The sequence below is a fragment of the Streptomyces sp. NPDC021020 genome (genome assembly GCF_044333285.1).
In the GTDB taxonomy this organism is placed as follows: Bacteria; Actinomycetota; Actinomycetes; order Streptomycetales; family Streptomycetaceae; genus Actinacidiphila.
Genome location: NZ_JBIRQQ010000004.1, coordinates 674,622 through 694,719 on the forward strand (window position 1 = coordinate 674,622; position 20,098 = coordinate 694,719).

Annotated in this window: 20 protein-coding genes and 1 riboswitch; of the genes, 18 read left to right on the forward strand and 2 right to left on the reverse strand. The window is 73.2% G+C overall.

The window, feature by feature from the left end; all coding sequences use genetic code 11:
- The first annotated feature begins 22 nt into the window (after positions 1-22).
- From lepB (ACH4SL_RS14710) to ACH4SL_RS14745, 8 genes are all read left to right on the forward strand, one after another.
- The gene (lepB, locus tag ACH4SL_RS14710; RefSeq protein WP_398445135.1) at positions 23-1,018 is read left to right on the forward strand and encodes a signal peptidase I; all 996 of its coding nucleotides are present in this window, start codon (positions 23-25) and stop codon (positions 1,016-1,018) included.
- 34 nt (positions 1,019-1,052) lie between these two features.
- The gene (lepB, locus tag ACH4SL_RS14715) at positions 1,053-1,838 is read left to right on the forward strand and encodes a signal peptidase I (RefSeq protein WP_398445137.1); all 786 of its coding nucleotides are present in this window, start codon (positions 1,053-1,055) and stop codon (positions 1,836-1,838) included.
- A gap of 100 nt (positions 1,839-1,938) precedes the next feature.
- The gene (locus ACH4SL_RS14720; protein ID WP_031519062.1) at positions 1,939-2,265 is read left to right on the forward strand and encodes a DUF2469 domain-containing protein; all 327 of its coding nucleotides are present in this window, start codon (positions 1,939-1,941) and stop codon (positions 2,263-2,265) included.
- Between the two features lie 92 nt (positions 2,266-2,357).
- Positions 2,358-2,720 carry a YraN family protein gene (locus ACH4SL_RS14725; protein WP_398445140.1) on the forward strand — a complete coding sequence of 121 codons (363 nt, stop codon included), beginning with the start codon at positions 2,358-2,360 and terminating at the stop codon, positions 2,718-2,720.
- Positions 2,720-4,369 carry a YifB family Mg chelatase-like AAA ATPase gene (locus ACH4SL_RS14730; RefSeq protein WP_398445142.1) on the forward strand — a complete coding sequence of 550 codons (1,650 nt, stop codon included), beginning with the start codon at positions 2,720-2,722 and terminating at the stop codon, positions 4,367-4,369. The genes ACH4SL_RS14725 and ACH4SL_RS14730 overlap by 1 nt, the downstream gene beginning before the upstream one ends.
- Positions 4,369-5,694, forward strand: a complete 1,326-nt coding sequence (dprA, locus tag ACH4SL_RS14735) for a DNA-processing protein DprA (protein WP_398445144.1) — start codon at positions 4,369-4,371, stop codon at positions 5,692-5,694. Before ACH4SL_RS14730 ends, dprA begins: the two co-directional genes overlap by 1 nt.
- A 281-nt stretch (positions 5,695-5,975) precedes the next feature.
- Positions 5,976-6,812 (forward strand): RNA polymerase sigma factor WhiG, encoded by an 837-nt coding sequence (gene whiG / locus ACH4SL_RS14740; RefSeq protein ID WP_031519070.1) that lies wholly within the window; start codon positions 5,976-5,978, stop codon positions 6,810-6,812.
- Positions 6,813-6,866: 54 nt separating this feature from the next.
- The gene (locus tag ACH4SL_RS14745; RefSeq protein WP_398445349.1) at positions 6,867-7,424 is read left to right on the forward strand and encodes a TetR/AcrR family transcriptional regulator; all 558 of its coding nucleotides are present in this window, start codon (positions 6,867-6,869) and stop codon (positions 7,422-7,424) included.
- Between the two features lie 15 nt (positions 7,425-7,439).
- On the opposite strand, the gene ACH4SL_RS14750 is transcribed toward ACH4SL_RS14745, so the two are convergent.
- Entirely contained in the window at positions 7,440-8,000 is a 561-nt protein-coding gene (locus ACH4SL_RS14750) for a murein hydrolase activator EnvC family protein (RefSeq protein WP_398445146.1), read from the reverse strand.
- A 265-nt stretch (positions 8,001-8,265) separates the two neighbouring features.
- Between ACH4SL_RS14750 and rpsB the strand changes: the two genes are divergently transcribed.
- The 10 genes from rpsB (at position 8,266) to ACH4SL_RS14800 (ending at position 18,947) form a co-directional block, all read left to right on the forward strand.
- Positions 8,266-9,180 (forward strand): 30S ribosomal protein S2, encoded by a 915-nt coding sequence (gene rpsB, locus ACH4SL_RS14755; protein ID WP_398445148.1) that lies wholly within the window; start codon positions 8,266-8,268, stop codon positions 9,178-9,180.
- A gap of 116 nt (positions 9,181-9,296) precedes the next feature.
- Entirely contained in the window at positions 9,297-10,133 is an 837-nt protein-coding gene (gene tsf, locus ACH4SL_RS14760) for a translation elongation factor Ts (protein WP_398445151.1), read from the forward strand.
- 138 nt (positions 10,134-10,271) lie between these two features.
- Entirely contained in the window at positions 10,272-11,036 is a 765-nt protein-coding gene (gene pyrH / locus ACH4SL_RS14765; RefSeq protein WP_398445153.1) for a UMP kinase, read from the forward strand.
- A 122-nt stretch (positions 11,037-11,158) separates the two neighbouring features.
- A complete protein-coding gene (gene frr / locus ACH4SL_RS14770; RefSeq protein ID WP_398445352.1) occupies positions 11,159-11,716 on the forward strand; it encodes a ribosome recycling factor in 558 nt (185 codons plus the stop codon).
- A gap of 153 nt (positions 11,717-11,869) precedes the next feature.
- Positions 11,870-12,898, forward strand: a complete 1,029-nt coding sequence (locus ACH4SL_RS14775) for a phosphatidate cytidylyltransferase (protein ID WP_398445156.1) — start codon at positions 11,870-11,872, stop codon at positions 12,896-12,898.
- An 88-nt stretch (positions 12,899-12,986) separates the two neighbouring features.
- Positions 12,987-14,093 carry a 23S rRNA (adenine(2503)-C(2))-methyltransferase RlmN gene (gene rlmN / locus ACH4SL_RS14780; RefSeq protein ID WP_398445158.1) on the forward strand — a complete coding sequence of 369 codons (1,107 nt, stop codon included), beginning with the start codon at positions 12,987-12,989 and terminating at the stop codon, positions 14,091-14,093.
- Positions 14,094-14,194: 101 nt separating this feature from the next.
- A riboswitch (TPP riboswitch) is annotated at positions 14,195-14,323 on the forward strand.
- On the forward strand, positions 14,317-15,414 hold the full coding sequence (locus ACH4SL_RS14785) for a thiamine ABC transporter substrate binding subunit (RefSeq protein WP_398445161.1): 1,098 nt from the start codon (positions 14,317-14,319) through the stop codon (positions 15,412-15,414). Its footprint overlaps the riboswitch before it by 7 nt.
- 85 nt (positions 15,415-15,499) lie before the next feature.
- Positions 15,500-17,122: an ABC transporter permease gene (locus ACH4SL_RS14790; RefSeq protein WP_398445354.1), complete on the forward strand. Its 1,623-nt coding sequence runs from the start codon at positions 15,500-15,502 to the stop codon at positions 17,120-17,122.
- Between the two features lie 102 nt (positions 17,123-17,224).
- A complete protein-coding gene (locus tag ACH4SL_RS14795; protein ID WP_398445356.1) occupies positions 17,225-18,292 on the forward strand; it encodes an ABC transporter ATP-binding protein in 1,068 nt (355 codons plus the stop codon).
- 175 nt (positions 18,293-18,467) lie between these two features.
- On the forward strand, positions 18,468-18,947 hold the full coding sequence (locus tag ACH4SL_RS14800; protein ID WP_398445163.1) for a VOC family protein: 480 nt from the start codon (positions 18,468-18,470) through the stop codon (positions 18,945-18,947).
- Between the two features lie 24 nt (positions 18,948-18,971).
- On the opposite strand, the gene ACH4SL_RS14805 is transcribed toward ACH4SL_RS14800, so the two are convergent.
- Positions 18,972-20,087 (reverse strand): LOG family protein, encoded by a 1,116-nt coding sequence (locus ACH4SL_RS14805; protein WP_398445165.1) that lies wholly within the window; start codon positions 20,085-20,087, stop codon positions 18,972-18,974.
- Positions 20,088-20,098: the final 11 nt, after the last annotated feature.

A 20,098-nucleotide genomic window follows, 5' to 3' on the forward strand; every position in this document is an offset into this window, starting at 1 on the left:
GTCCGGAACCGTACCCGGGGCCATGCCCGCGGGCACGGGCTTCCCGGCGATGGCCGGCGAGCCGGTCGGCCCGGTGGGGCCCGCCGACCCGGACCCGGCGGACGGCGACGGCGGTGACGGCGACGACGGCCGCAGCGGCGGCGGCGACGGCGAGGCCGGAAGGCCCGGGCACGCGGCGCAGGGCAGGCCGCGGTCGTTCTGGAAGGAACTGCCGCTGCTCATCGGCATCGCGCTGGTACTGGCGTTGCTGATCAAGACGTTCCTGGTGCAGGCCTTCTCCATCCCGTCCGACTCGATGAACAACACCCTGCTGCAGGGCGACCGGGTGCTCGTCGACAAGCTCACCCCGTGGTTCGGCTCGGAGCCGAGCCGCGGCCAGGTCGTCGTCTTCCACGACCCGGGCCAATGGCTGCCGGAGAATCCCGAGCCCAGCCACAACCCGGTGGTGCGCGGTCTGCAGAAGGGCCTGAGCTTCATCGGCCTGATGCCGTCGGCCGACGAGAAGGACCTGATCAAGCGGGTGATCGGGGTCGGCGGCGACACCGTGTCCTGCACCGGCACCGGCCCGGTGGTGGTCAACGGCAAGGCACTGGACGAGCCGTACGTCTTCCCCGGCAACACCCCGTGCAGCCCCGACAAGCCCTTCAAGGTGACGGTGCCCAAGAACCACATCTGGGTCATGGGCGACCACCGGCAGGACTCGTTGGACTCGCGCTTCCACATGGACCAGCCGAGCCACGGCTTCGTCGACGACAAGTTCGTGGTCGGCCGCGCGATCGTGGTGGCCTGGCCGGTGAACCGCTGGGACTGGCTGTCCATCCCCTCGACCTTCTCGCAGCCGGGCATCTCGGCGGCCGGTTCCGCCGCTCCCGCCGCCGCGGGTGTGGCGGGAGCGCTGCCGCTGGTGATGTGGCGCCGGCGCCGGCTGCTGTCGGCCGCGGGCGGGCCGGTGGCCGGCGACGGCGACGGTGGTACGGACGGGCCGGGCGGTCCCGACCGCGACCGGGAAGACTGCTGACCGCCGGGCGTACCCCCGGGTAGGGTTCGGCTCCATGAGCAGCAGCAGCGGTGCGGTGACCAGCACCACACGAAGCGGAACCGCACGGCGGAGCACGTCCGGCGGCGGTGGCGGGATCGGGCACCGGGTGTCCGGCATCGTCATAGCCGTCGGCAGCGTGCTCTTCATCGGCTCCTGCGTCTGGGGCGGGCTGGTCTACCGCCCCTACACGGTGCCGACCAGCTCGATGGCGCCGACGGTCCAGCCGGGCGACAAGGTCGTGGCCCAGAAGATCTCCGGCTCGGATGTGCGCCGCGGTGACGTGGTGGTCTTCCAGGACAAGCTGTGGGGCAACCAGCCGCTGGTCAAGCGGGTCGTCGGGATCGGCGGCGACACCGTGCAGTGCTGCGACGCGCAGGGGCGGCTGCTGGTGAACGGCACGCCGGTCGACGAGACCTACCTCCAGGGCGGCGCGCCCTCGGGCAAGGACGGCGCGAGCCGCGCCTCGATCGACTCCTTCCGCACCCGGGTGCCGGCCGGGCAGCTCTTCCTGCTGGGCGACAACCGCTCGGTGTCCGAGGACTCCCGGCTGCACCTGGCCGACGCCGAGGGCGGCTCGGTCCCGGCGAGCGATGTGAAGGCCCGGGTGGACGGGATCGCCTGGCCCTCCTCACGGATGGGCCTGCTGCCGCGCACCTCCGCCTTCCACTCCGTCCCGGGCGGGTCTTCCCCCGGGCAGGGACCGCTGGGCATGCTGGTGGTCGCGGCGATCGTCGGGGTGGTCCTCATCCTGGGCGGCGCGGCCTACGACCCGCTGGCCAAACTGCTGAGGCGCAGATGACCTCCCCGGTGTTCGCCTCGGCCCCGCGGGAAAGTCCCGCGGTGTCGTGGGAGCGTGTGACGCACAATGGGGTGCACGTACGGCTGAAGGGGAACATGCGATGAGCGCCGAGGACCTCGAAAAGTACGAGACCGAGATGGAGCTGAAGCTCTACAGGGAGTACCGCGACGTCGTCGGTCTGTTCAAGTACGTGATCGAGACCGAGCGGCGCTTCTACCTCACCAACGACTACGAGATGCAGGTGCACTCGGTGCAGGGTGAGGTGTTCTTCGAGGTCTCGATGGCCGACGCGTGGGTCTGGGACATGTACCGCCCGGCCCGGTTCGTCAAGCAGGTGCGGGTGCTTACGTTCAAGGACGTGAACATCGAGGAACTGAACAAGGCGGATCTGGATCTGCCGTCGGACGACTCGGGCTTCGGTAGCTGAGCGGAGCGCCGGCGGAGTTATCCACAGGCCGGAGATCAAGATCATCTCCAGGGACCCTCCCTCTGTCACAGTCGGTGACGGAGGTGGTACTCATGAACGCACGAGGTGCGCTGGGGCGGTACGGCGAGGACGTCGCGGTCCGGGCGCTGGAGGCCGCGGGCCTGAGAGTGATCGGGCGGAATTGGCGGCACGGCCGCAGCGGTGAGATCGACATCCTCGCGGCCGAGGGCGACGCCCTGGTGGTCTGCGAGGTCAAGACCCGGCGGGCCGGACCCTTCCAGCACCCGCGGGAGGCGGTGTCCGCCGCCAAGCTGACCCGGCTGCGGTCGCTGGCCGAGCGCTGGACCGCCGAGCACGGCGGGGCTCCGCCGGGCGGGGTCCGGATCGATCTGGTGGGCGTGGTCCTTCCCGACCGCGGGGCACCCGAGGTCGACCATGTGCGGGGGGTGGCGTGATGGGCTTCGCCCGTACGTGCTCGGTCGCGCTGGTCGGTGTCGAGGGAGTGGTCGTCGAGGTCCAGGCCGATCTCGAACCGGGTCTTGCGGCCTTCACGCTGGTCGGCCTGCCCGACAAGAGCCTGGTCGAGAGCCGGGACCGGGTACGCGCCGCGATCGTGAACAGCGGCGAGGTCTGGCCGCAGAAGAAGCTCACCGTGGGCCTGAGCCCGGCGTCCGTACCCAAGGGCGGCTCCGGCTTCGATCTGGCGGTGGCCTGCGCCCTGCTCGCGGCCAACGAGCGGATCGCGCCGTCCGCCATCGCCGACCTGATGATGATCGGCGAGCTGGGACTCGACGGCCGGGTGCGCCCGGTGCGGGGGGTGCTGCCCGCCGTGCTCGCCGCGGCCGACGCGGGGTATCGGCAGGTGGTGGTGCCCGAGCGGACGGTGGCGGAGGCGTCGCTGGTGCCGGGTGTCGCGGTGCTGGGGGTGCGCAGCCTGCGGCAGCTGGTGGCGGTGCTCAACGACGAGCCGGTCCCGGAGGAGGAGGAAGGTGCGCTGCCCGGCGAGGGGCGGCCCGACCCGATGCTCGCGGGGCTGACCGTGCCGGGCGGCGGGGTCGGCTCCGGGCTGGCTACCAGCCTCGGCGGGGGCGACCGCGCGGGGGCGGAGGGCGGCGTGTCGGCGGGGCTGGACCTCGCCGACGTGGCGGGGCAGAGCGCCGCCCGGCTCGCGCTGGAGGTGGCCGCGGCGGGAGCTCACCACCTCTATCTGAAGGGCCCGCCGGGCGCCGGCAAGACGATGCTGGCCGAGCGGCTGCCGGGCATCCTGCCGCCGCTGACCCGGCAGGAGTCGCTGGAGGTCACGGCCGTCCACTCGGTGGCCGGCATCCTCCCGGCGGGCCGCCCGCTGGTGGACACCCCGCCGTTCTGCGCGCCGCACCACTCCGCGACGATGCCGTCCCTGGTCGGCGGGGGCAGCGGGCTTCCGCGGCCCGGAGCGGTCTCGCTGGCGCACCGGGGAGTGCTCTTTCTGGACGAAGCGCCGGAATTCACCGTGAAATCACTCGAAGCGCTGCGGCAGCCGCTGGAGTCCGGACATGTGGTGGTCGCCCGGTCCGCCGGGGTGATGCGGCTACCGGCCCGCTTCACGCTGGTGCTGGCGGCGAATCCGTGCCCGTGCGGGCGGTATTCGATGCTGGGCGCCGGGTGCGAGTGCTCGCCCACCGCGGTGCGCCGCTACCAGGGCAGGCTCTCCGGGCCGCTGCTGGACCGGGTGGATCTGCGGGTGGACGTCGAGGCGGTCGGCCGCTCCGACCTCATCGCGCGCGGGCCCGGAGAGAGCACGGCCGTGGTCGCCGCCCGGGTGCGGGAGGCCAGGGAGCGGGCCGCCGTCCGCTTCGCCGGCACCCCCTGGCGGGCCAACGGCGACGTGCCGGGCCACGAGCTGCGCACCCGCTGGCCGGTCGCGCCCGGCGCACTGCACGCCGCGGAGCGGGACATGGAACGCGGCCTGCTCACCGCCCGGGGCCTGGACCGGGTGCTGCGGGTCGCGTGGACGCTGGCCGACCTCGCGGGCCACGCCCGCCCCGACGCCGAGGACATCCGGGCGGCCCTGCATCTGCGGACGGGCGTCAGTCACGGCCTGGCGCCCGTCGGGAGCCCCTGATGACCGCGGCCCCGCCGCCCCGGACGCCGGACGAGGCGGCGCTGCGGGCGGCGTACGAGGAGGGGGCGGGCGCGTGGGGTGCCGCGGGCGCCTCGCGGGCCCGGCTCGCGGCGGGGGTCCGGGCCGGTCCGGACGCGGGAGGTGACGCGGGCGCGGGAGCTGCTCCGGACGCTGCCGGGGTCGGGGCCGGATGGGGGGAGCGGCTGGCGCGGGCCGCGCTGACCAGGATCGCCGACCCGGGGGACGAGGTGATGGGGCGGGCGCTCCTGGACCGAGGGGCCGAGGCGGCGCTGCGTGCCGCACGCGCCGGGCAGGCGCTGCCGGGGGCGAGCCCGGACCGCACGGCTCGCTACGCCCGCCGCGCCGCGGGCGCCGACCCGGTGGCGGACCTGGCAACGGCCCACCGGGTGGGGGCGCGCTTCGTCTGCCCCTCGGACGGCGACTGGCCGGGGCAGCTGGACGACCTGGGGCCGCAGCGGCCCTTCGGGCTGTGGGTGCGGGGCCGGCCGTCGCTGCGGCTGTGGGCGCTGCGGTCGGTCGCGGTCGTCGGCGCCCGCGCCTGCACCGACTACGGGGCGCACATGGCGGCCCGGCTCGGCGCGGGCCTTGCGGAGGCGGGCTGGGTCGTGGTGTCGGGCGCCGCCCACGGGGTGGACGGGGCCGTGCACCGCGCGGTACTCGGCGCGGGCGGTGCCACGGTCGGGGTGCTGGCCTGCGGGGTGGACGTGGCGTATCCGCCGCGCAACGCCTCGCTGATCGAGCGGATGGCCGAGCGGGGCCTGCTGGTGGGCGAGCTGCCACCCGGCGACCATCCGACCAGGAGCCGCTTCGTGCTGCGCAACCGGGTGATCGCCGCCCTGACCCGCGGGACGGTGGTGGTCGAGGCCCGCTACCGCAGCGGCTCGCTCATCACCGCGCGCCGGGCCGCGGCCATGGGGCGGATCACCATGGGGGTGCCGGGGCCGTGCACGAGCGGCATGTCCGAGGGGGTGCACGAGCTGCTGCGGGACGGTGCGGCGGTGGTGACGGACGCCGCGGACGTCGTCGAGCTGGTCGGCGAGATCGGCGCCGACCTCGCCCCGCCGCGGCGCGGCCCTGTGCTGCCGCGCGATCTGCTCGGCGCCGCGGCGGCCCGGGTGCTGGAGGCCGTGCCGGGCCGGGGAGCCGCGGACGAGCGGGAGATCGCCGAGGCGGCCGGGGCCTCCTGCGACGACACGCTGAGCAGGCTCGTCGAATTGCAGGCGCTCGGCTTCGTCGAACGGCTGGACGGGAGGTGGCAGTTGGTCCGTACCGCAGGCGACAGCCCCACGCGGCACGCCGGTTGACGCCGACGGCACACCATCAGGTGACAGTGCGGGTCTGTGACCTGGGGTGATCGCAGGGAGCGGCACTCGGGCCACGGCGGCGGCCCATCATGGCCCGTGCGGGTCTTCCGGAGCAACCGTGCCGGGTTCCGCAGCCGGCCCGGCGCCCGTGCGGCCACAGAGGAACGTATCTGCGCATGTCCCAAACGGATGATGTAGCAATGAGCGACACTATGGTCACGCTACGCTCTCGGAGGCTCGATTCCCCGTCCACGTCACGGCAGAACGGCTCACAACGACGCATGCCCCAGCACACCCCCGGGTCCGAACGGGCGACGGCCGCGACCACTGCCCCCGCCACCGCTCGGCCCCCCGCCCCCACGTCGCTCGACGAGCTGTGGCGGACCTACAAGTCCACGGGGGACGCGCGGCTGCGCGAGCAGCTGATCCTGCACTACTCGCCGCTGGTGAAATACGTCGCCGGCCGGGTCAGCGTCGGGCTGCCGGCCAACGTGGAGCAGGCCGACTTCGTGTCCTCGGGGGTCTTCGGGCTGATCGACGCGATCGAGAAGTTCGACCCGGACCGGGCGATCAAGTTCGAGACCTACGCCATCACCCGGATCCGCGGCGCCATGATCGACGAGCTGCGCGCCCTGGACTGGATCCCGCGCTCGGTGCGCCAGAAGGCACGGGCCGTCGAGCGCGCCTACGCCACCTTGGAGGCCAAGCTCCGCCGCACCCCCAGCGAACCGGAGGTCGCCGCGGAGATGGGCGTCGGGCTGGAGGAGCTGCACGGTGTCTTCAGCGCGCTCTCGCTGGCCAACGTGGTGGCGCTGGAAGAGCTGCTGCACGTCGGGGCGGAGAGCGGCGACCGGCTCAGCCTCGTCGACACCCTGGAGGACACCGGGGCCGACAACCCGGTCGAGGTCGCCGAGGACCGCGAGCTGCGCCGGCTGCTCGCCCGCGCCGTCAACACCCTCCCCGAGCGGGAGAAGACCGTCGTCACCCTCTACTACTACGAGGGCCTCACGCTCGCCGAGATCGGCCAGGTGCTGGGCGTCACCGAGAGCCGGGTCAGCCAGATCCACACCAAGTCCGTGCTTCAACTGCGGGCAAAGCTCGCCGACGTCGGCCGCTGAGGGCACCTCCGCACTGTCTACAGTGGAGGAATGCCCAGGATTCGAGCGGCCTCGGTGGCCGAACACCGCACGATGCAGCGCCGGGCCCTGCTGGACGCCGCCCGCGCCCTGCTCTCCGAGGGCGGCACGGAGGCGCTGACCTTCCCGGCGCTCGCCGAGCGCACCGGACTCGCCCGCTCGTCCGTCTACGAGTACTTCCGCTCCCGCGCCGCCGTGGTCGAGGAGCTGTGCGCCGTCGACTTCCCGGTCTGGGCCGCCGAGGTCGAGGCCGCGATGGAGGCCGCCGGCACCGCCGAGGGACGTATCGAGGCGTACGTCCGCAGCCAGCTCGCCCTGGTCGGCGACCGCCGGCACCGCGCCGTGGTGGCGATCTCCGCGGGCGAACTGGACGCCGGCGCCCGGGAGAAGATCCGCGCCGCCCACGGCGGCCTGGTCGCCATGGTCGTCGCCGCCCTCTCCGATCTCGGCCACGCGGAGCCCCGGCTCACCGCGATGCTGCTCCAGGGCGTCGTCGACGCGGCGGTGCGCCGTATCGAGATCGGCGCCGCGGAGGACCCCGAGGTGATCACCCGCGCCGCCGTCGCGATGGCCCTGCGCGGCGTCACCGGCTGACGGCGCCCGGCCCCCTCAGGAAGGCGCCGGGATCCCGGCGACCGGCAGCAGCCGCGACGGCCCGCCGCGCCGTATCCAGCGGGGCAGCAGCGACAGCGGGTCCAGATAGACGTCACCGCCCGGCCCCGACCGCAGCAGCCCCCAGTGCAGGCAGGCCCCCGGGCAGTGCGCGGCCGCTCCTTCCAGCGTGCCCACCGGCTGCCCCGCCGCCACCCGCGCGCCGACCGGGACCGCCGCGCGCACCGGCTCGTACGTGATCCGCAGCTCCGGCCCGATCCGCAGCACCAGCACGCCCCGGCCCCCCACCCGCCCGGCGAAGACCACCTCGCCCGGCGCCGCCGCCCGCACCCGCGCACCCGGCCCGGCCGGCAGGTCGACCCCGCGGTGCCCGGCTCCCCACGGTGTCGCGGGCGCCTCGAACGCCCGCAGCACCACCGGCCGCCCGCGCGGCCCCTGCCCGGCCACCGGCCAGCTGCGACCGCCGCCCGGCACCGCGGGGGACGGCCCTTCGGGTTGCCCGCCCGCAGCCGCGAGCAGCGCCGCCACCATCGTCAACCACACCGTCGTGAACGCCATGACACGACGATCCCGCATCCGGCCGCCGAAAGATGATCATGGTCGCGGCCTGTGGATAACCTGGGTGTCGCCTGGGGCTCCGCGGGTCCCGTACACTTTCTCTGGCGATCCGGGTCACCGGGTCGACTTCGCACGCCCCGCCACCATCCCCCGTCTCAGGGGCGGTGGCCGCGCCCCTCGGTCCCTCGTGGCACGGCGCGCCGGGGCGTCAGGCGCGACGGCCGTCCGGCTGTCGCGGTAACCGAGCACCTCAAGGAGTACGGCCATGGCCGTCGTCACGATGCGGGAGCTGCTGGAGAGCGGCGTCCACTTCGGGCACCAGACCCGCCGCTGGAACCCGAAGATGAAGCGCTTCATCTTCACCGAGCGCAACGGCATCTACATCATCGACCTGCTCCAGTCGCTGTCGTACATCGACCGCGCCTACGAGTTCGTCAAGGAGACCGTCGCGCACGGCGGCTCCATCATGTTCGTCGGTACGAAGAAGCAGGCGCAGGAGGCCATCGCCGAGCAGGCCTCGCGCGTCGGCATGCCCTACGTCAACCAGCGCTGGCTGGGCGGCATGCTCACCAACTTCTCGACCGTCTACAAGCGCCTGCAGCGCCTCAAGGAGCTCGAGGAGATCGACTTCGAGGACGTGGCCGCGTCCGGCCTGACCAAGAAGGAGCTCCTGGTCCTCTCCCGCGAGAAGGACAAGCTGGAGAAGACCCTCGGCGGCATCCGCGAGATGCAGAAGGTGCCGAGCGCCGTCTGGATCGTCGACACCAAGAAGGAGCACATCGCCGTCGGTGAGGCGCGCAAGCTCCGCATCCCGGTCGTCGCGATCCTCGACACCAACTGCGACCCCGACGAGGTCGACTACAAGATCCCGGGCAACGACGACGCGATCCGCTCCGTCACGCTGCTCACCCGCGTGATCGCCGACGCCGTCGCCGAGGGCCTGATCGCCCGCTCCGGCGCCGCGCTGGGCGACAAGAAGGCCGAGGGCGGCTCCGAGCCGCTGGCCGAGTGGGAGCGCGACCTGCTGGAGGGCGAGAAGAAGGCCGACGACGCGGCCGAGGCCCCCGCCACCGAGGCGCCCGCCACCGAGGCGCCCGCCGCCGAGGCCACCGAGGCTCCGGCCGCCGAGGCCCCTGCCGCGGACGCGCCGGCCGCCGAGGGCGACGCCGAGCAGGCCTGACCTGAGGCCGGCCGGCCGACGACGGCCGCCGGCCCCACGCGTGACGACGGCGGGGGCCCTGTGCCCCCGCCGTCCACCCGTAGATCCACCGACCATTCGGGAAGAGACACAGACCCATGGCGAACTTCACCGCCGCTGACGTCAAGAAGCTCCGCGAGCTGACCGCCGCGGGCATGATGGACTGCAAGAACGCCCTCACCGAGGCCGAAGGCGACCTGGACAAGGCCGTCGAGATCCTCCGCGTCAAGGGCCAGAAGGGTGTCACCAAGCGCGAGGGCCGCTCGGCCTCCAACGGCGCCGTGGTGTCCCTGATCTCCGCCGACAACTCCGAGGGCGTCCTCGTCGAGCTGAAGTGCGAGACGGACTTCGTCGCCAAGGGAGACAAGTTCGTCGCCGTCGCCGACGCCATCGCCGCCCACGTCGCCGCGACCAAGCCGGCCGACATCACCGCGCTGCTCGCCTCCGAGATCAAGCCCGGCCAGACCGTGCAGGCGTTCGTCGACGAGGCCAACGCGACCCTCGGCGAGAAGATCGTGCTGGACCGCTTCGCGCAGTTCACCGGCACCTACGTCGCCTCCTACCTGCACCGCACCAGCCCGGACCTGCCCCCGCAGGTCGGCGTCCTGGTCGAGCTGGACAAGGCCGACGCGCAGACCGCCAAGGACGTCGCCCAGCACATCGCCGCCTTCGCGCCGAAGTACCTGACCCGTGACGAGATCGACGCCGAGACGGTGGAGAACGAGCGCCGTGTCGCCGAGGCCACCGCGCGCGAGGAGGGCAAGCCCGAGGCCGCCCTGCCGCGTATCGTCGAGGGCCGCGTCAACGGCTTCTTCAAGGAGAACGTCGTCCTTGAGCAGTCCTTCGCCAAGGACGCCAAGAAGACCGTGCAGAAGGTGCTCGACGAGGCCGGCGTGACGCTGCAGGCCTTCGCGCGCTTCCGCGTGGGCGTCTGACCCGGGAGCCCGCTAGGGTCGTACGCGACCGGCCGCCCGCCGGCCGGCCGCAGAGGTGACAAGGAGGCCATTGCCGTCACGGGAACCCACAAGGACCCGCGGCAGTGGCCTCCTTTGTACGTGCACGAGGAGATCTCCATGAACCAAGCCCCCGCACAGGCCCCGACCGGCGCCCCCGGCGCGGGCCGCCGTTTCCTGCTCAAGCTGTCCGGCGAGGCCTTCGCCGGGGGCGGCGGGCTCGGTGTCGACCCCGACGTCGTGCACGCCATCGCCCGCGAGGTCGCCGCGGTCGTCGCGGACGGCTACGAGATCGCCCTCGTCATCGGCGGCGGCAACTTCTTCCGCGGCGCCGAGCTCCAGCAGCGCGGCATGGACCGGGCGCGCTCCGACTACATGGGCATGCTCGGCACGGTCATGAACTGCCTGGCGCTCCAGGACTTCCTGGAGAAGGAAGGCGTCGAGACCCGGGTGCAGACCGCCATCACCATGGGCCAGGTCGCCGAGCCCTACATCCCGCTGCGCGCGGTGCGGCACCTGGAAAAGGGCCGTGTGGTGATCTTCGGCGCCGGTATGGGCATGCCGTACTTCTCCACCGACACCACCGCCGCGCAGCGCGCGCTGGAGATCGACGCGGCCGCCCTGCTCATGGGCAAGAACGGGGTCGACGGGGTCTACGACTCCGACCCCAAGCTCAACCCGGACGCGACCATGTTCGACGCCCTGGAATACGGCGAGGTCATCACGCGCGACCTGCGCGTCGCCGACCTCACCGCCATCACCCTGTGCCAGGACAACAAGCTGCCGATCCTGGTCTTCGAACTGCTCGCCGAGGGCAACATCGCCCGCGCGGTCAAGGGTGAGAAGATCGGCACACTGGTCAACACCCAGGGCACCAGGGGCTAGCCGCAGGCCGCCACGGGGCATCAGGGGATGGACAACACGCTGCCGGTCGGACACCGTGCAGGACAGACGCGCGCAGGGGCCGCGCCCGCAGGGCCCCGCCTTCTGAAAACCAGGAGCACATGGTGATTGAAGAAACCCTCCTCGAGGCCGAGGAGAAGATGGAGAAGGCCGTCGAGGTCGCCAAGGACGACTTCGCGGCGATCCGTACCGGCCGCGCGCACCCGGCGATGTTCAACAAGATCGTGGCCGAGTACTACGGCGCGATCACCCCGATCAACCAGCTGGCGTCCTTCTCGGTGCCCGAGCCGCGGATGGCGGTGATCACCCCCTTCGACAGCAGCAGCCTGCGCAACATCGAGGAGGCGATCCGCAACTCCGACCTCGGCGTCAACCCGAGCAACGACGGCCGCATCATCCGGGTGGTCTTCCCGCAGCTCACCGAGGAGCGGCGGCGCGAGTTCATCAAGGTCGCCAAGGGCAAGGGCGAGGACGCCAAGATCTCCATCCGCAGCGTCCGCCGCAAGGCGAAGGAGACGCTGGACAAGCTGGTCAAGGACGGCGAGTCCGGCGAGGACGAGGTGCGCCGCGCGGAGAAGGAGCTCGACGACACGACGTCGAAGTACGTCGCCCAGGTCGACGAGCTGCTCAAGCACAAGGAAGCGGAGCTGCTGGAGGTCTGACGGCCCCCTGTGCCGTCCACGACCCTCCCCGGGCCCCGCGGGGGCCCTTCACGGGCCTCCTGCGGCCCGTTCCGGGCCCGGCCGCGGCCCGAGGGCCCGCCGGCCCGCACCCGCTCCTCCGCACACCCCGACGACGACGCGAGGCGAAGCTCAGTGAACGACTCTTCCTGGGGCGCTTCGCCGCGCGCCGGTCACCGGGGAGCAACGGAGAACACCGCAGCCGCGGCCACCGACGTCGCCGAGGCCGTGGTCACCGCCCCGGCGGCGTATTCCGCGGCGGAAAGCCGCACCGGGAGGAAGACTCCAGCTATGCCGCCCTCGCCGCCGGCGTCCGAACCGACGCCCCCGCAGCCCGCCCCCGCGAAGAAGTCCGCAGGGCGGAACCTCCAGGCGGCGATAGGCGTGGGCGTCGGGCTCGGCGTGGTGGTGCTGGCCTCGCTCTTCCTCGTCAAGCAGGTCTTCGTCGGCGTCGTGGTGGCGGCCGTCGCGGTCGGCGTGTGGGAGCTGACCTCGCGGCTCGCCGAGCGCAAGGGCATCCACGCGCCGCTGGTGCCGCTCGTGGTGGGCGGCGCGGCCATGGTGGTCGTCGGGTATCTGAAGGGCGCCGACGGGGCCTGGATCGCGATGGCGCTGACCGCGCTGGCGATCCTGGTCTGGCGTATGGCCCAGCCCCCGCACGACTACCTCAGGGACGTCACGGCGGCCGTCTTCGTGGCCTTCTACGTGCCCTTCCTCGCCACCTTCGTGGTGATGATGCTCGCCGCGGACGACGGCCCCCGCCGGGTGCTGGCCTTCCTCGTGCTCACCGTGGTCAGCGACACGGGCGCCTACGCGGTCGGCTGGCGCTTCGGCCGCACCAAGCTCGCCCCGCGGATCAGCCCCGGCAAGACCCGCGCGGGGCTCGCGGGCGCGATCGGCTTCGCCATGGTGGCGGGCGCGCTGCTGATGGAGTTCTCCATCGACGGCGGCCACTGGTGGCAGGGCCTGGTCCTGGGCCTGGCCGCCGCGGTCAGCGCCACCCTCGGCGACCTCGGCGAGTCGATGATCAAGCGGGATCTCGACATCAAGGACATGGGCACCCTGCTGCCGGGCCACGGCGGCATCATGGACCGCCTCGACAGCCTGCTGCCGACCGCCCCGATCGTCTGGCTCCTGCTGGTCGCCTTCGTCGGCCAGGGCTGACCCCGCCCGCGTCCCCGGCAGGGTTCTCCACAGGGCCGCCGCCCGCGCGGCGCGGGCTTCCTCCGCGATCTGGGACACTGGAGGAATCATGCCTGCACCCGGAGAACTGACTTTCGCCGTGCCGCGCGGGGCCAAGAAGCCCCCGCGGCATCTCGCCGACCTCTCGCCCGCCGAACGACGGGAGGCGGTGGCCGCGCTCGGGGAGAAGCCCTTCCGGGCCAAGCAGCTGTCGCAGCACTACTTCGCGCGGTACGCCGACGACCCCGCCGCCTGGACGGACATCCCGGCCGCGGCCCGCGGCAAGCTCGCCGGGGATCTGCTGCCGGAGCTCATGACCGTCGTCCGGCACGCCTCGTGCGACGACGGCGACACCCGCAAGACGCTGTGGCGGCTCTTCGACGGGACGCTCGTCGAGTCGGTGCTGATGCGCTACCCGGACCGCGTCACCATGTGCATCTCGTCACAGGCCGGCTGCGGCATGAACTGCCCCTTCTGCGCCACCGGCCAGGCCGGTCTGGACCGCAACCTGTCGACCGCGGAGATCGTGCACCAGATCGTGGCCGGCATGAAGTCGCTGCGCGACGGGGAGGTGCCGGGCGGACCGGCCCGGCTGTCGAACGTCGTCTTCATGGGGATGGGCGAGCCGCTCGCCAACTACAACCGCGTGGTCGGTGCGATCCGCCGGCTGACCGACCCCGAGCCGGACGGCCTGGGGCTGTCGCAGCGCGGTATCACCGTCTCCACGGTGGGCCTGGTGCCGGCCATGCACCGCTTCGCGGACGAGGGCTTCAAGTGCCGCCTCGCGGTCTCCCTGCACGCCCCGGACGACGAGCTGCGCGACACCCTGGTGCCGGTCAACACCCGCTGGAAGGTGCGCGAGGTGCTGGACGCGGCCTGGCACTACGCCGAGGTCTCCGGGCGCCGGATCTCGATCGAGTACGCGCTGATCCGCGACGTCAACGACCAGGCATGGCGTGCCGACCGGCTGGGCAAGCTGCTGAAGAACCACCGGGTGCACGTCAACCTGATCCCGCTCAACCCCACGCCCGGGTCCAAGTGGACGGCCTCCCGCCCGGAGGACGAGCGGGCCTTCGTGGCCGGTCTTGAGGCGCACGGCGTGCCCGTGACCGTACGCGACACCCGTGGCCAGGAGATCGACGGCGCCTGCGGGCAGCTGGCGGCGGCGGAGCGCTGACCTGCTGCTATCGTACGGTCGGCGCTCGCGTCGGCCCGCGGTCACCGCAGCTCGCGGCCGTACACGCGGTCGTCGGCGGCCGTTGGCGGTCGTACAACAGAACATTCCGACAGGGGAGCGCCTGCGACGGCGCTGAGAGTGCGGCGAGGGATCCGGCGAAGGATCCCAGGCCGCAGACCCTCCCACCTGATCCGGGTCATACCGGCGTAGGGAGTCAGCACAGATGAAGACCACTGCTCGGCGTGCCGTGGGCGCGCTCGTCGCCGCCGGCACGGCGGCGTCCGTCCTGGCCGCGTGCGGCAGCGACTCGGGCGACGGCGACAAGGCGGCGGGCTCCGGCTCCAAGACCGTCACGCTCGTCAGCCACGACTCGTTCGCGGCCTCGAAGTCCGTCCTCGCGGAATTCACCAAGGAGACCGGCTACACCGTCAAGGTGCTGCGCGGCGGGGACGCGGGCGCGGCCGTCAACCAGGCCATCCTCACCAAGGACCACCCGCGCGGCGACGTCTTCTTCGGCGTCGACAACACCCTGCTGTCCCGCGCGCTCGACAACGGCCTGTTCACGCCCTACGCCGCCAAGGACCTCGGGCAGGTCGCCGCCGACCTGCAACTGGACGCCGCGCAGCACCGCGTCACGCCGATCGACTCCGGCGACGTCTGCGTCAACTACGACCGGGCCTACTTCACGTCCCACCACCTGGCCCCGCCGCAGACCTTCGCCGACCTGGTCAAGCCCGCCTACAAGAACCTGCTGGTCACCGAGAACGTCTCGACGTCCTCGCCCGGCCTGGCCTTCCTGCTGGGCAGCGCGGCCACCTACGGCGATTCGGGGTGGCAGGACTACTGGAAGCAGCTCAAGGCCAACGGCGTCGAGGTCGTCGACAGCTGGGAGCAGGCGTACAACGACCGGTTCTCCGGCTCGTCCGCGGGCAAGCAGGCCAAGGGCGACCGGCCGCTGGCGGTCTCCTACGCCTCCAGCCCGCCCGCCGAGGTCCTCGGCGTCAGCCCCGCGCCCGCGCAGTCGCCCGTCGGCGTGGCGACCGGCACGTGCTTCCGGCAGATCGAGTTCGCCGGCCTGCTGCACGGCGCGAAGAACCCCGCGGGCGGCAAGGCCCTCATCGACTTCATGCTCGGCAAGACCTTCCAGCAGGACATGCCGCTCCAGATGTACGTCGACCCGGTGCGCGGCGACGCCGTCGAGCCGCCGGTCTTCGTCAAGTACGGCGCCAAGGTCGAGCACCCCACCACGCTCGCGCCCGACACCATCGCCGCCAAGCGCGACGAATGGGTCCAGGCGTGGAACGGGATCGTCCTGAAGTGAGCGTGACGTGAGCACGCTGCGGACCGCGCCTCCGCGCGGCGCGCGGCGGGACGGGGCCCGCGGCTCGCGGCGCCGCGCCCTGGCGGTGCGCGCCGCGCTGACGGCGCTGCCGCTGCTCTTCTTCGCGGCCTTCTTCGGCTACCCGGTGGCGGCGATCGTCGGCCGCGGGCTGCACCAGGGCGGCGCCTGGCACCTGAGCCGGATCGGCGACGTGCTGGGCGACCCCGGGATCCGGCACGTGCTGTGGTTCACCTGCTGGCAGGCCGCCGCCTCGACCGGGCTGACGCTGCTGGTGGGGCTGCCCGCCGCGTACGTCTTCGCGCGGCTGGACTTCCCCGGGCGGCGGCTGCTGCGCGCGGTCGTGACGGTGCCCTTCGTGCTGCCGACCGTCGTCGCGGGCTCGGCCTTCCTGGCGCTGCTCGGCCGCGGCGGCTTCACCGACTCGCTGCTCGGGGTGCGGCTCGACACCGGCGTGTGGGCGATCCTCGTCGCGCACGTCTTCTTCAACTTCGCCGTCGTGGTCCGCACCGTCGGCGGGCTGTGGGCGCAGCTGGACCCGGCGCAGGAGGAGGCCGCCCGGATGCTCGGCGCGGGCCGCTTCGCCGCCTGGCGCAGCGTGACGCTGCCCGCGCTCGGCCCGTCGGTGGCCGCTGCCGCGCTCATGGTCTACCTCTTCACCTTCACCTCCTTCGGCGTCATCCAGATCCTCGGCGGACCGCTCTACTCCACCCTGGAGGTCGAGATCTACCGGCAGACCGCCGAGATCTTCGACCTGCCGACGGCGGCCGTGCTGACCCTGCTGCAATTCGCCGCGGTGCTGGCCATCCTCGCCCTGCACGGCTGGACGGTACGGCGGCGCGAGTCGGCGCTGAAGCTGGTGGACCCCGCGCGTACCGCGCACCGGCCGAGCGGCGCGGCAGAGCGCACCCTGCTCGGCGCCGTCCTCGCGGTCGTCGCCGTGGTCATCCTGCTGCCGCTCGGCGTGCTCGCCGCCCGCTCCTTCGACACCCCCGGCGGCTACGGCCTGGCCTTCTACCGCGCCCTCGGGTCGGACGACGGCGGCACCTTCAGCGTCGCCCCCTGGCAGACCGTCGGCAATTCGCTGCGCTTCGCGGCGCTGGCCACCATCATCGCCCTGGTGATCGGCGGGCTCGCGGCGGCCGCGCTGGTGCGCAGGCCGGGGCGGCTGATGCGCGGCTTCGACGCGCTGCTGATGCTGCCGCTCGGCACCTCCGCCGTCACCATCGGCTTCGGATTCCTCATCGCCCTGGACAAGCCGCCGCTGGACCTGCGGGACTCCTGGCTGCTGGTGCCGCTCGCACAGGCGCTGGTGGGCGCGCCCTTCGTCGTGCGGGTGATGCTGCCGGTGCTGCGGGCCGTCGACACCCGGCTGCGGGAGGCCGCGGCGGTGCTGGGCGCCTCGCCCTGGCGGGTGTGGCGCGAGGTGGAACTGCCGCTGGTCTCCCGGGCCGTGGCCATTGCCGCGGGTTTCGCCTTCGCCGTCTCGCTCGGCGAGTTCGGCGCCACCGTCTTCATCGCCCGTCCCGACAACCCCACCCTGCCGGTCGCCGTCGCCCGCCTGCTGGGCCGCGCCGGGCCCATGAACTACGGCCAGGCGATGGCCCTGAGCACCGTGCTGATGGTGGTCTGCGCCGCCAGCCTGCTGGTGCTGGAACGTTTCCGCCCCACGAGCGCCGGGGAGCTGTGACCCGCTGTGAAGAACGCCGATCCGACGCGTACCCCCGGCCCCGTACATCCCGCCGGTGCCTCGCACATTGCCGAGCCGGGGCATACTGCCGAGCCGCGGCACATCGCCGGGTCGGCCGCAGGCCCCTCGCCGGGGGACGGCGCCCTGCTGCGGCTGGACGCCGCGACCGTGCGCTTCGGGCAGCGGACCGCGCTGGACGCGGTCGACCTGGCCGTTGCCGAGCACGAGATCGTCTGTGTGCTGGGGCCCAGCGGCAGCGGTAAGTCCACGCTGCTGCGGGTCGTGGCCGGGCTGCAGGACCTGGCCTCGGGACAGGTGCTGCTGGACGGCGCCGACCAGCGCGGGGTGCCGCCGCACCGGCGCGGCGTCGGGCTGATGTTCCAGGACCACCAGCTCTTCCCGCAGCGGGACGTCGGCGGGAACGTCGGCTTCGGGCCGCGCATGCACAAGGCGCCGCGCGAGCGGCGCGAGCAGCGGGTCGCCGAGCTGCTCGACCTGGTCGGCCTGCCCGGTGCGCAGTCCCGCGGCGTCGCGGAGCTGTCCGGCGGCGAGCAGCAGCGGGTCGCCCTCGCCCGCGCGCTGGCGCCCGAACCGCGGCTGCTCATGCTGGACGAGCCGCTCGGCCAGCTCGACCGCTCGCTGCGCGAACGGCTGGTCGTGGAGCTGCGGCAGCTCTTCGGACGGCTGGGCACCACCGTGCTGGCCGTCACCCACGACCAGGGCGAGGCCTTCGCGCTCGCCGACCGCGTGGTCGTCATGCGCGACGGCCGGATCGCCCAGACGGGCACCCCGCTGGAGGTCTGGCAGCACCCGGCGGACGAGTTCGTCGCCCGCTTCCTGGGCTTCGACGCCGTCACCGGCGCCGTCGTGACCGGCGGCACGGCCGCCACCGGCTGGGGCGGGCTGCCCGTACCGCCCGGCACCCCGGACGGCCCCTGCCGGCTGCTGGTCCGGCCCACCGGGGTGCGCCTGGTCGCCCCGGACGCGGCGGGCGCGCTGCGCTGCACCGTGGCCGCCCGCACCTTCCGCGGCGGGCACGTGGCCGTGACGCTGCGGCCCGAGCGCGGCCCCGAGCTGGAGGCGGAGTGCGCGCTGCGCGCCGCTCCGGCCGAGGGCGCGGCCGTCGGCGTGGTGTTCGACCCGGAGGACGTCGTCGTCCTGCCCGGCTGAGCGGCCCGCGCCCGTCCTGCCCGCGCCCGTCCTGCCCGCGCCCGTCCTCCCCGGGAGCGGAAGAAGCACCCGAACGGGCACCGATGAGTTTCGCCGGCCCGGACCGTCCTATCTGCTGGAGGCGCACGAGCGCCCCCCCGCGGACCGAAGGACCCGGACGAGAACGGAGCCCGCCATGCAGCAGAAGATCACGACGTTCCTCTGGTACGACGACCAGGCCGAGGAGGCCGTGGCGCTCTACACCTCGCTCTTCGACGACTCCCGCGTGGTCAAGGTGCAGCACTACGGCGAGGCCGGCCCCGGGACACCGGGCAGCGTGATGATCGTGGAGTTCGAACTGGGTGGGCAGCGCTTCCTCGCGCTCAACGGCGGGCCGGAATTCACCTTCAACGAGGCGATGTCGCTCAGCGTCGACTGCGACTCGCAGGAGGAGGTCGACCGGCTGTGGTCCGCGCTGACCGCGAACGGCGGCGAGGAGGGGCCCTGCGGCTGGCTCAAGGACCCCTACGGAGTGTCCTGGCAGATCGTGCCCACCCGGCTCAACGAGCTGATCAACGACCCGGATCAGAACAGGTCGCAGGCCGCCGTGAAGGCCATGCTCGGCATGAAGAAGCTGGTGGTCTCGGAGCTGGAGGCCGCCGCCGACGCGGTCTGAGCGGCGCGCCGCCCCCGCCCCGGCTCACTTCTCCGCGAGCCGCGTCAGCGCGTCCGGCACCTCGGTCACCGAGTCGACCAGCGCGATGCGCCAGGCCATCGCGTGGTCGCGGGCCAGCGCGCTGAGCAGCGGCCACGCGGGCAGCTCGGTGGTCCAGTGCGCCCGGTCGACCAGCACCATGGGCGTCGGCTCGCCGCGCGCGGAGTAGTAGTTGGGGGTGGCCGCGTCGAAGATCTCCTGCACGGTGCCCGCCGCGCCCGGCAGGAAGACCACGCCGGAGTTGCAGCGGGCGAGCAGGGTGTCCTCGCGGACGGAGTTGGCGAAGAACTTCGCAATGTGCGAGGCGAAGGCGTTCGGCGGCTCGTGCCCGTAGAACCACGTCGGCACGCCCAGCGAACTGCCGCCCTCCGGCCAGCGCTCGCGCACCTCGAAGGCGGTCGCGGCCCACTCGCCGACCGACGGCCGGAAGGACGGGGCGCTGCCGAGCACCGACAGCGCCTTGCCGAGCATCACGTCCTCCTGCGGGGCGGCGTACGCGCCGAGGTTCGCCGCCTCCATCGCGCCGGGCCCGCCGCCGGTCGCCACGGTCAGGCCCGCGCGGGCCAGGTCGCGGCCGAGCCGGGCGGCCCCCGCGTAGGCGTCCGTGCCGCGCTTCATCGCGTGGCCGCCCATGACGCCCACCACCCGGGCCCCGGCCAGGTGCTCGTCGAGGGCGTCGGTCACCGCGTCGTCGTGGATCGAGCGCAGCATCGACGCCAGTATGTCGCCGCCCGCCGCGCTCTGCCGGTACCAGTCGTACGCGCGGGCGTCCGGCGTGTGCTCGTAGCCCGCGGCCGCCAGGTCGGCGTACAGCTCGACGGGGCTGTAGAGGGTGGCCCGGTAGGGGTCGAAGGGCAGGTGCGGGACCGGCGGGAAGACCAGCGCCCCGCCGGCCCGTACGTGCGCGAGCGCCTGCGGCTCCATCAGGCAGCCGAGGAAGACCGCCTGCGTGGTGTCGGCGACCAGCAGGGCGAAGGTACGGTCCGTCAGATCGACGGCCTGGACGCGGTATCCGGCGAACGAGCCGGTCAGCGCGACCCGGTCGAACTCCTCGAGGGTCTCGATCTCACGGGCGGGCGGGGGAGCGGTCTCGGCGGACATGGCGGCACGAT

Bases quoted from the DNA above. Each gene is read 5' to 3' on its own strand.
- dprA (WP_398445144.1), top strand. From the start codon at position 4,369: ATGACCGCGGCCCCGCCGCCCCGGACGCCGGACGAGGCGGCGCTGCGG.
- ACH4SL_RS14725 (WP_398445140.1), top strand. From the start codon at position 2,358: ATGAACGCACGAGGTGCGCTGGGGCGGTACGGCGAGGACGTCGCGGTC.
- lepB (WP_398445137.1), top strand. From the start codon at position 1,053: ATGAGCAGCAGCAGCGGTGCGGTGACCAGCACCACACGAAGCGGAACC.
- whiG (WP_031519070.1), top strand. From the start codon at position 5,976: ATGCCCCAGCACACCCCCGGGTCCGAACGGGCGACGGCCGCGACCACT.
- ACH4SL_RS14750 (WP_398445146.1), bottom strand. From the start codon at position 8,000: ATGGCGTTCACGACGGTGTGGTTGACGATGGTGGCGGCGCTGCTCGCG.
- ACH4SL_RS14785 (WP_398445161.1), top strand. From the start codon at position 14,317: ATGAAGACCACTGCTCGGCGTGCCGTGGGCGCGCTCGTCGCCGCCGGC.
- ACH4SL_RS14730 (WP_398445142.1), top strand. From the start codon at position 2,720: ATGGGCTTCGCCCGTACGTGCTCGGTCGCGCTGGTCGGTGTCGAGGGA.
- rpsB (WP_398445148.1), top strand. From the start codon at position 8,266: ATGGCCGTCGTCACGATGCGGGAGCTGCTGGAGAGCGGCGTCCACTTC.
- tsf (WP_398445151.1), top strand. From the start codon at position 9,297: ATGGCGAACTTCACCGCCGCTGACGTCAAGAAGCTCCGCGAGCTGACC.
- lepB (WP_398445135.1), top strand. From the start codon at position 23: ATGCCCGCGGGCACGGGCTTCCCGGCGATGGCCGGCGAGCCGGTCGGC.
- rlmN (WP_398445158.1), top strand. From the start codon at position 12,987: ATGCCTGCACCCGGAGAACTGACTTTCGCCGTGCCGCGCGGGGCCAAG.
- pyrH (WP_398445153.1), top strand. From the start codon at position 10,272: ATGAACCAAGCCCCCGCACAGGCCCCGACCGGCGCCCCCGGCGCGGGC.
- ACH4SL_RS14800 (WP_398445163.1), top strand. From the start codon at position 18,468: ATGCAGCAGAAGATCACGACGTTCCTCTGGTACGACGACCAGGCCGAG.
- ACH4SL_RS14720 (WP_031519062.1), top strand. From the start codon at position 1,939: ATGAGCGCCGAGGACCTCGAAAAGTACGAGACCGAGATGGAGCTGAAG.
- ACH4SL_RS14805 (WP_398445165.1), bottom strand. From the start codon at position 20,087: ATGTCCGCCGAGACCGCTCCCCCGCCCGCCCGTGAGATCGAGACCCTC.